The organism is Eubacterium sp. An3 (assembly GCF_002159465.1).
Taxonomy (GTDB): Bacteria; Bacillota; Clostridia; order Lachnospirales; family Lachnospiraceae; genus Anaerobutyricum; species Anaerobutyricum stercoris.
The window spans coordinates 1-8,236 of sequence record NZ_NFIR01000060.1 but is presented as its reverse complement, the minus strand read 5'-3'; the positions used below and the strand labels follow the sequence as shown (position 1 = coordinate 8,236).

At 45.9% G+C, this 8,236-nt stretch carries 11 protein-coding genes; 7 read left to right on the top strand and 4 right to left on the bottom strand.

All coding sequences use genetic code 11. From position 1 onward, the window contains the following. Positions 1 to 270: 270 nt before the first annotated feature. Together B5F87_RS19815 and B5F87_RS19810 are read left to right on the top strand one after the other, a co-directional pair. Positions 271 to 576, top strand: a complete 306-nt coding sequence (locus B5F87_RS19815) for a hypothetical protein (RefSeq protein ID WP_002578492.1) — start codon at positions 271 to 273, stop codon at positions 574 to 576. Continuing rightward, a complete protein-coding gene (locus B5F87_RS19810) occupies positions 573 to 884 on the top strand; it encodes a CD1845 family protein (protein ID WP_002578493.1) in 312 nt (103 codons plus the stop codon). The genes B5F87_RS19815 and B5F87_RS19810 overlap by 4 nt, the downstream gene beginning before the upstream one ends. 33 nt (positions 885 to 917) lie before the next feature. Here the strand turns inward: B5F87_RS19810 and B5F87_RS19805 are convergent, their stop codons facing one another. Then, the gene (locus B5F87_RS19805) at positions 918 to 1,157 is read right to left on the bottom strand and encodes a helix-turn-helix transcriptional regulator (RefSeq protein ID WP_002578494.1); all 240 of its coding nucleotides are present in this window, start codon (positions 1,155 to 1,157) and stop codon (positions 918 to 920) included. A 120-nt stretch (positions 1,158 to 1,277) separates the two neighbouring features. On the opposite strand from B5F87_RS19805, the gene B5F87_RS19800 reads away from it, so the two are divergent. The 5 genes from B5F87_RS19800 (at position 1,278) to B5F87_RS19780 (ending at position 5,096) form a co-directional block, all read left to right on the top strand. Next, positions 1,278 to 1,715 carry a hypothetical protein gene (locus B5F87_RS19800; RefSeq protein WP_002578495.1) on the top strand — a complete coding sequence of 146 codons (438 nt, stop codon included), beginning with the start codon at positions 1,278 to 1,280 and terminating at the stop codon, positions 1,713 to 1,715. A gap of 136 nt (positions 1,716 to 1,851) precedes the next feature. Next, the gene (locus tag B5F87_RS19795) at positions 1,852 to 2,445 is read left to right on the top strand and encodes a type IV toxin-antitoxin system AbiEi family antitoxin domain-containing protein (RefSeq protein WP_002578496.1); all 594 of its coding nucleotides are present in this window, start codon (positions 1,852 to 1,854) and stop codon (positions 2,443 to 2,445) included. After that, on the top strand, positions 2,442 to 3,296 hold the full coding sequence (locus B5F87_RS19790; protein ID WP_002578497.1) for a nucleotidyl transferase AbiEii/AbiGii toxin family protein: 855 nt from the start codon (positions 2,442 to 2,444) through the stop codon (positions 3,294 to 3,296). The genes B5F87_RS19795 and B5F87_RS19790 overlap by 4 nt, the downstream gene beginning before the upstream one ends. Continuing rightward, entirely contained in the window at positions 3,293 to 3,625 is a 333-nt protein-coding gene (locus tag B5F87_RS19785; protein ID WP_002578498.1) for a hypothetical protein, read from the top strand. Before B5F87_RS19790 ends, B5F87_RS19785 begins: the two co-directional genes overlap by 4 nt. Positions 3,626 to 3,680: 55 nt before the next feature. Beyond that, positions 3,681 to 5,096 (top strand): relaxase/mobilization nuclease domain-containing protein, encoded by a 1,416-nt coding sequence (locus B5F87_RS19780; RefSeq protein WP_087284268.1) that lies wholly within the window; start codon positions 3,681 to 3,683, stop codon positions 5,094 to 5,096. Between the two features lie 223 nt (positions 5,097 to 5,319). On the opposite strand, the gene B5F87_RS19770 is transcribed toward B5F87_RS19780, so the two are convergent. From B5F87_RS19770 to cls, 3 genes are all read right to left on the bottom strand, one after another. Next, positions 5,320 to 5,676 carry a helix-turn-helix transcriptional regulator gene (locus B5F87_RS19770; RefSeq protein ID WP_016147209.1) on the bottom strand — a complete coding sequence of 119 codons (357 nt, stop codon included), beginning with the start codon at positions 5,674 to 5,676 and terminating at the stop codon, positions 5,320 to 5,322. A gap of 187 nt (positions 5,677 to 5,863) precedes the next feature. Beyond that, positions 5,864 to 7,054 carry an AI-2E family transporter gene (locus tag B5F87_RS19765; RefSeq protein WP_002587438.1) on the bottom strand — a complete coding sequence of 397 codons (1,191 nt, stop codon included), beginning with the start codon at positions 7,052 to 7,054 and terminating at the stop codon, positions 5,864 to 5,866. Between the two features lie 12 nt (positions 7,055 to 7,066). Further along, a partial coding sequence (cls, locus tag B5F87_RS19760) for a cardiolipin synthase (protein WP_242964605.1) occupies positions 7,067 to 8,236 on the bottom strand: 1,170 nt, incomplete at its 5' end.

The following is an 8,236-nucleotide window of genomic DNA, read 5'->3' as shown; positions in this document are numbered from 1 at the left end:
CAGATCAGTATGAAAAAGAATACTATGCAGCATTAGATGAAAGAGCTGAAGCTTTAGCAGGGTAACTCAACATTAAAAGGGCATATTTAATTTGTACTTTTTCTTGACATAGGACCAACAGGGATATATGCCCCAACTGCGGAGGGAGGAACGGCGTTCTTTTCGCCGCGCCTTCCTCCGTTTTTTCTTTTGCCCATATCCTTGTCTTTTTGAAATGTTGGAAGGATAATATGGGTAGAAAACAGATTGCCGCAAAGGAGTTGAGAATAGATGAAAACCTTTGAGAAGGTGTTGGAGATTTTTCGTGAGTATTTGGACTGTGATCTAGAGGAAGAAGTCCTCCCTTGTCGAGAAGGTTATCTCCGCGTCACATGGAATGGAGATTCCCGCTACTGTGTGGATGGACTTCTCAGCCGGACACCGGACGAACTATTCGAGGTGCTGTTATCTGATTATCGCAGCTATGAGGAACTGCGGCTAACCAAAGGATGCCGAGAAGTGACGGAAGAAGATGAAAGACAGGCAGAAATTCTCTGTCAGAGCTTTCGGGAACGATGGAAGGAGGAAGAAAAATGAGGGCGATCTGGTTCATTCTGAAACTGCCGTTGAAGATTTTAATGGCTCCGGTGATTCTGTCGCTGACCCTGTTCGTCTGGATTTGTGTGGGGATTGTCTATGTCTCCGGTTTGGTGCTGGGGCTTATCAGCATGGTGGTTGCCCTGCTGGGTGTGGCAGTTCTGATTACTTACTCCTTGCAAAACGGCATTATCCTGCTGGTGATAGCATTTCTCATTAGTCCCTATGGTTTGCCAATGGCTGCAATCTGGCTACTGGGCAAGGTACAGGACTTGAAGTTTATCATTCAAGATTTGGTTTATGGATAATATGAAAACCTCCGACGAATTTCGTCGGAGGTTTTATGGTTCTAGGTTATCTTCTTGAAAAAGCGGCGATGCAAAAAAGGTATCTATCCCAATCCCCATTCCTTGGCACATCTCATGAATGATCCGTAGCTTAACCGAATCATACGAGCAGTTGATGACATTTCCAATCGTAGACTTGGGAACACCGCTTTTCATATACAGTTGATATTGTGTCATTTTTCTTTCATCTAGTAATTCTAACAGACGTTTGCTTACCGCCTCGTTTAGCTTCATTCTATACACCGCCCCTGTGACTGTACTATATTTAGTATATGGGCAGTTTTGCTAAAATTGGTCCCTGTACCTGTACTAATAGAGCTATTTGCAGTATGATGGTAATAGGGGTGCCATCGTATGAACGTAACTTTTTGTGGCCATTCGCAAATCACAAAGGCAGACAATATTGCGAATTGGCTTCGCAATGTAACACAAGACCTAATTGAGCAAGGAGCAACAACTTTTTATCTTGGAGGATATGGAGAGTTCGACAGTTTAGCAGCGTCTATTTTACGGGAACAAAAGAAAAAGTATCCGCAAATCGAGCTGGTTCTTGTATTGGCATATTTGAACACTGGCCGGGATGTTTCTGGCTATGACAGTACCGTGTATCCACCGCTGGAAAACGTACCGCGCCGTTTTTCGATTTCTCATAGAAATCGCTGGATGGTAGAGTCCGCCGATGTAGTGGTGGCCTATGTTCTCCATGATTGGGGCGGAGCAGCCACAACGTTACGGTGTGCCAAACAGAAAAAGAAGCAGATTATTTCATATCGTGATGAAATGGGCAGCTGAGGTTGTCTATTTTGCTGCCACTTCATATTTCCAAAACTGTTGAACGTTAAGCTGTCGGTAAAATTATGCCGAATTTTCATCACTTTACTTTTGAACTAATATTGCTTATAATATTAGTGTGAAAGGAAGTGGTACGGTGGGACAATTTGAACAGCTGGATCAGCTGCTGGAAACACAGGATGGGATGCTGCGAACAGCTCAAGTAGTATCTGCTGGTATTTCTAAGCCTGTTTTTTATGATTATGTGCACTCACGGGAATTGGAGCGGGTCGCGCATGGAATTTATCTTTCCAAGGATGCCTGGGTCGATGCCATGTACTTACTTCATCTGCGGGTCGAACAGGCAGTGTTTTCCCATGAGACAGCTTTATTTTTTCACGATCTGACAGACCGCGAGCCGCTGGAATATACGGTCACAGTCAAGACCGGATATAATCCCTCCAAGCTGAAAGCAGAGGGCGTACAGGTATTCACCATTAAGGCGGAACTGCATGGGGTGGGCCTGACAACGGCTCAGACACCATTTGGGCATACAGTTCCTGTCTATGACCTGGAGCGCACCATCTGCGACCTGCTCCGCAGCAGGAACAACATGGAGATGCAGACTTTTCAAGGGGCATTAAAGATGTATGCCAGAAGAAAAGACAAAGACCTGCGGACATTGATGCGGTATGCCGGTATGTTCCGGGTAGAAAAAATTCTGCGGCAGTATTTGGAGGTGCTTTTATGATAAAAACAGCAAGGCAGTTGAAGGATCTGATCCGCAATCTTTCCAGAAAAAAATCTGCGGACGCCCAGCTCTTGATGCGGAACTACATGATGGAGCGTTTTCTGGAGCGTATCTCCCTTTCTGAATATCGTGACAAATTTATTCTGAAAGGCGGTATGCTGGTAGCGGCTATGGTTGGTCTGGATGCCCGTTCCACGATGGATTTGGACGCTACTGTAAAAGGAGCCAATGTCAATGTGGAGGACATAGAGAATTTGATTTCCGCTATTGTGAGTGTCCCGCTTGATGATGGCGTCAAATTCCAGCTGAAAAGTATTTCGGAGATTATGGATGAGGCGGAATATCCGGGGATTCGCGTAAATATGACTACAACCTTTGACGGTGTGGTGACGCCTTTGAAGATTGACATTTCCACAGGGGATGCCATTACCCCCAGGGAGATCCGCTACTCTTTCAAGCTGATGCTGGAAGATCGCTCCATTGATATTTGGGCGTACAATCTGGAAACGGTTCTGGCCGAAAAGCTGGAAACGATCATTACCAGAACTACCACCAACACCCGCATGAGAGATTTCTATGACATTTATATTCTGGAACAGCTGCATGGGAATACATTGGACCCTCAGATTCTCCATGATGCGCTGCGGGCCACTGCTCACAAACGCGGGACAGAACGACATCTTGCAGAAGCTGCCGAAGTTTTTGAGGAAGTGGAGAACAGCTCGGTTATGCAGAAACTTTGGGAATCGTACCGCAAAAAATTTTCCTATGCGGCAGATCTGGAGTGGAACATCATCATGGGGGCGGTGCGCAGTTTATACGCTCTCAGTGAAAAGGAATCGAGCCTATGAAGAAGCACGGCCATTATTGTAAAGTCTGCGGAGAATATAAGGCTAATGAAAAATTTTCCGGCAAAGGTCATGCGGCGCACGTCTGTAAATCCTGTGCTTCTTTGCCGCCGGAGAAGCAAGCGGAGCAAATGACAATAAACCGCTTGCTGAATCTCCCATGGAGATTATCAAAGGAGCAGATTTCCTGGCTGAAGAACCGAATGAAAGATAAGCGCCGGGAAGTTCGTGCGCTGGCAAAAGAACAATACGAGATGAGGTTTCCTCCGAAGCGGTTAGAGGACATCGAGGACAATTTTGATTTTCTCGATGAGGACGATTTAATAGAATAACAAAAGCGGTCTGCACCATGCAGGCCGTTTCTTTTTTGGAAAGGAGGTCTCCCTTATGGCAACCACACGCATCATGCCGCTGCATATCGGCAAGAGTCGGACTGAGAGCCGTGCCATCAGCGATATTATTGACTATGTGGCAAATCCCCAAAAGACCGACAACGGAAAATTGATTACCAGCTATGGATGTGACAGCCGCACTGCTGATGCAGAGTTTCTGTTGGCAAAGCGGCAGTATATTGCCGCCACCGGACGAGTGCGCGGTACAGATGATGTGATCGCCTACCATGTGCGCCAGTCGTTCAGGCCCGGAGAGATCACACCGGAGGAAGCCAACCGGCTGGGCATAGAATTTGCCAGGCGGTTCACCAAAGGCAATCATTCCTTTGTGGTCTGCACCCACATCGACAAATCGCATATTCATAATCACATCATCTGGTCGGCGGTCAATATGGATTGTGACCGGAAGTTCCGTAACTTTTGGGGAAGCACCAGAGCTGTTCGACGTTTAAGTGACACCATTTGTATCGAGAACGGACTATCCATTGTGGAGAACCCCAAGCCCCACGGAAAAAGCTACAACAAGTGGCTGGGCGAACAAGCCAAGCCCTCCCATCGGGAACAGCTACGGGTGATGATTGACCGGGCGCTGGAGCAAAAGCCAGCAGACTTTGACACACTTCTGCAACTGCTTTCCGAGATGGGCTGCGAGGTATCTCGGCGCGGGAAAGCAATCCGCCTTAAAGCTCCCGGCTGGAAGAATGTAGCCCGTATGGATGACAAGCTGGGAGCCGGGTACAGCGAAACAGAAATCCGTGCGGTGCTGGCTGGAGAAAAGCAGCACACGCCCCGCAAGAAATCCACCGTGCAGCCGGAGCCACCCAAGGTCAATTTGCTGGTGGATATTCAGGCAAAATTGCAGGCCGGGAAAGGTGCTGGATATGCACGCTGGGCCAAGGTTTTTAACTTAAAACAGATGGCGCAGACCGTGAATTTTCTTACCGAACATCACCTACTGGACTATACAGAGCTGGAAGAAAAAGCGGTGGCGGCTACCGCCCATCACAATGAGCTGTCAGCGCAGATTAAGGCGACGGAGAAACGCATGGCAGAGATCGCCGTCCTGCGTACCCATATCGTTAATTATGCCAAGACCCGCGAGACCTATGTTGCCTATCGCAAGGCCGGTTATTCCCGAAAATTTCGGGAGGAACATGAGCAAGAAATTCTGCTCCATCAGGCGGCAAAAAATGCCTTTGATGAGATGGGAGTGAAGAAGCTGCCCAAGGTCAAAGACCTGCAATCTGAGTATGCCAAACTGCTGGAGGAAAAGAAGAAAACCTACGCCGAGTACCGGCGTTCCCGTGAGGAAATGCGGGAACTTTTGACGGCAAAGGCCAATGTGGATCGGCTGCTGAAAATGGATGAGGAACAGAAAAAAGAACAAGAAAAAGACCACGGCCAGCGGTAAGCCGGTCATGGTCATAAGCGTCCATCGGACGCGTAGCCGCAGAATGAAATTCTGCGTTCAAAGGGGCTTGGGGGCGCTGCCCTCAACAAGCAAAGCAGAGGGGGAAATCACGTCAGGATTTTTCCCTCTGTGGGCCGAGTGTATTAACACCGGCATTGCTTGCCGCTTTCTTTGCAGAAATGAAAAGAGCCAGAGAGGAAACCGTCAAATTTCACTCACTGGCTCAATTCGCTTCAATTTTCTTAGATAGTTCTGTTAATTCCTGCATGGTCTCCTGTGTATGGTGCAGCAGGGTTTCACGCATTTCTGACGGGCAACTGGAATAAAGCATTTTCATCTGGTTGGCTCCCTCATCTTCTGGAGAAACATCCGGATTTATTAGAGAGTCCAGAGAGATGTTCAAAACCTTGGCCAATGCTCTTAAAATCAAATAGGAAGGGTTCATCTGCCCTTTTTCAATGTTGGCAATTTGTTTTACAGAAACATGGCTCAGATCTGAAAGCTCCTGCTGTGTCAGGTCTTTTTTCTTTCGGGCCTCCCGCATTATTTGACCCAAAGCGGTTAAATCGTCAATCGGCATAATCATTCACCTCAATAACATTGTATCGTGCCGATTTGTTTTGAGGAATAACCTTATTATGCCCGCTAAAAGGTATGATAATGCCGATTTTGTAATATAAAAAACGAATAGGGCGCAAAGACCCTTGATATTTTTATATCATGAGTCCTTACACCCTACTATGAGTTTTTATCTTGAGATAATTTTTTTAGGATATATTCTGTTTATGTGAATTACCCATCTGCTCTTTTTCTTGTGTTTTCAGATGCGTTTCCCGCTTATCGGTTGCTTCTTTCAAAAGAGCGTAAGTGGCTGCTGCGGCAGGTACGCCAAGCAACATACCGATTGGTCCAGCCAGATTGCCACCTATTGTGATTGCCGCTAAAACCCACATGGCAGGAAGGTTGATTTTTGCGCCCACAACTTTCGGATAGATTGCATTTCCTTCGATCTGTTGCAAAGTAAGCAGGAAAATAATGAATACCAGTGCCTTAAAAGGATTGACTGTCAGAATCAAAAATGCACCCACAAGTGTAGCAATCCAGGCACCGACATAGGGAATCAGTGCTGTTACCCCAACAAGCGCACCGATCATCGGCGCATATGGTATTCTCAGAATTAACATACCGATTGCACACAGGCTGCCTAAAATTATTGCCTCAGTCGTTTGCCCTGCTACAAAAAGCTTGAAGTTTTTTTCACAGACAGCTGCCACATGAATGCCCCGCTCGGCAAAACATGCTGGAATCCATACACGGACAATTCGGGTGATCTGACTTTTTAATTTCTCCTTATTGGCCAAAATATAAATTGAGAACACAAGACCAATCGCAAAATCGACTGCCGTCGCAACCACGCTTCCAAATGCGGAAGCAGCAGTGTCCATAATGGTGGTTCCCAATTGATTCAACCATTCATTCAAATTGTCTTTCAGTTCAAGAAAATCAATATCAATTTGGGACAGCTGTTCTCCGAATGGGATTTTAGAATAGTCAGCCGTGCTTTCAAATGCCACCAGTTGATCCAGACCATTCGTCAAGGATGATATGACAATAGATACTGCATCGATCAATTCGGGAATAACAAGAAAAGCAACACCGACAAAGACCCCTATCACCAAAATAAATGAAAGCAGGATCGCAAGCGGGCGGCGCATTTTCGTTTTCCTAGATGTCGGATGTTTGGGGAACAGATGTCTTTCAATAACCCCCAACGGAACATTCAGAAACAACGCCAAAATCAATCCAATTAAAAGTGGGTTCAGCAGGTCTTTCAACCACATCACGGCATCAGCTACATGACTAATATGTCGGATGCCAAGATAAATCAAAATGCAGGCTGTAAACGTTCCGATAATCCACTTTGATAATTTTTTGTGTGTTTCAATATCTTCAAACATTCAAGACCCTCCTTACATTAGTGGTGCAAATAGCCGCAGTATATCCTGGAGCAGATGCACTACGATATTTGTTTTGCAATCCTTTTCTGTCACCTGTTGGCATATCTCCAGCGTTTGCAGAAAATCCTCCTTGACTTCCATAACAGCTTTGGCCTCATAGAGCAGAGCACCACATTCATAGTGCAGATATAAGCTGCGAAAATCCAAATTTGTTGTCCCGACTGTTGCAGTACGGTCATCGGACACAAAGGTTTTGGAGTGGATGAAACCATTGGTATATTCGTAGATTTTAACGCCTGATTTTATCAGCTCTCGGTAATACGAGCGTGTGGTCATGTGTACCCACCATTTATCCCAGCGGTGGGGTGTGATGATGCGTATATCTACACCACTTTTTGCCGCAAGACGCAAAGCGGAAAGCATACTATCATCGACAATCAGATATGGGGTGTTGATATACACGTACTTCTTTGCATTGTTTAAGATATGCAGGTAAACGTGTTCGCCCACATTTTCTTCATCCATTGGACTGTCAGCGTATGGCTGAACAAACCCCTTTGCAGTAACAGGGCACTCTTGTTCTTTCCATGGGTAGAAGATTTCGTAGTCCTCGTCTGTATGGGTACAAATTTCCCACGTCTGTAAAAAAATTAGTGTGAAACTCCATGCGGCTTTGCCTTTCAGCATGATCGCTGCATCTTTCCAGTGTCCGTGTTTCTCAATGGCGTTGATGTATTCATCTGCCAGATTGATACCTCCGGTAAAAGCCACCTTTCCATCAATGACCGCTATTTTTCGGTGATCTCTGTTATTTTGCTTTACGGTCAGAACAGGTCGGAAGGGATTGAATACGGCGCACTGGATACCGTGTTTTTTTAGCTGCTTTGCGTAGTCTTTCGGAAGAGTGAGAAAGCAACCCATATCGTCATAAATCAGTCGCACAGTTACGCCTTGCGTGGTTTTTCGCTTCAAAACTTCCAAGATGCTGTTCCACATAACGCCTTCCTGCACGATGAAATATTCCAGAAATATGTACTTCTCGGCTTTTTCAAGTTCCGCCAAAATAGTGGTAGTATAAAAATAGTACAAAGTAAAGATGCCATGCAGACCTAAATCATGTATGATAAGAGAGATGATAAAAAGGAGGCAGTACAGGCATGGCAAAGGGTAGCAGATACGATC

What these genes read in the sequence shown, in the direction of transcription:
- B5F87_RS19785 (WP_002578498.1), top strand. Translation starts at nt 3,293, where the DNA reads ATGAAGAAGCACGGCCATTATTGTAAAGTCTGCGGAGAATATAAGGCT.
- B5F87_RS19810 (WP_002578493.1), top strand. Translation starts at nt 573, where the DNA reads ATGAGGGCGATCTGGTTCATTCTGAAACTGCCGTTGAAGATTTTAATG.
- B5F87_RS19815 (WP_002578492.1), top strand. Translation starts at nt 271, where the DNA reads ATGAAAACCTTTGAGAAGGTGTTGGAGATTTTTCGTGAGTATTTGGAC.
- B5F87_RS19800 (WP_002578495.1), top strand. Translation starts at nt 1,278, where the DNA reads ATGAACGTAACTTTTTGTGGCCATTCGCAAATCACAAAGGCAGACAAT.
- B5F87_RS19780 (WP_087284268.1), top strand. Translation starts at nt 3,681, where the DNA reads ATGGCAACCACACGCATCATGCCGCTGCATATCGGCAAGAGTCGGACT.
- B5F87_RS19790 (WP_002578497.1), top strand. Translation starts at nt 2,442, where the DNA reads ATGATAAAAACAGCAAGGCAGTTGAAGGATCTGATCCGCAATCTTTCC.
- B5F87_RS19770 (WP_016147209.1), bottom strand. Translation starts at nt 5,676, where the DNA reads ATGCCGATTGACGATTTAACCGCTTTGGGTCAAATAATGCGGGAGGCC.
- B5F87_RS19805 (WP_002578494.1), bottom strand. Translation starts at nt 1,157, where the DNA reads ATGAAGCTAAACGAGGCGGTAAGCAAACGTCTGTTAGAATTACTAGAT.
- B5F87_RS19765 (WP_002587438.1), bottom strand. Translation starts at nt 7,054, where the DNA reads ATGTTTGAAGATATTGAAACACACAAAAAATTATCAAAGTGGATTATC.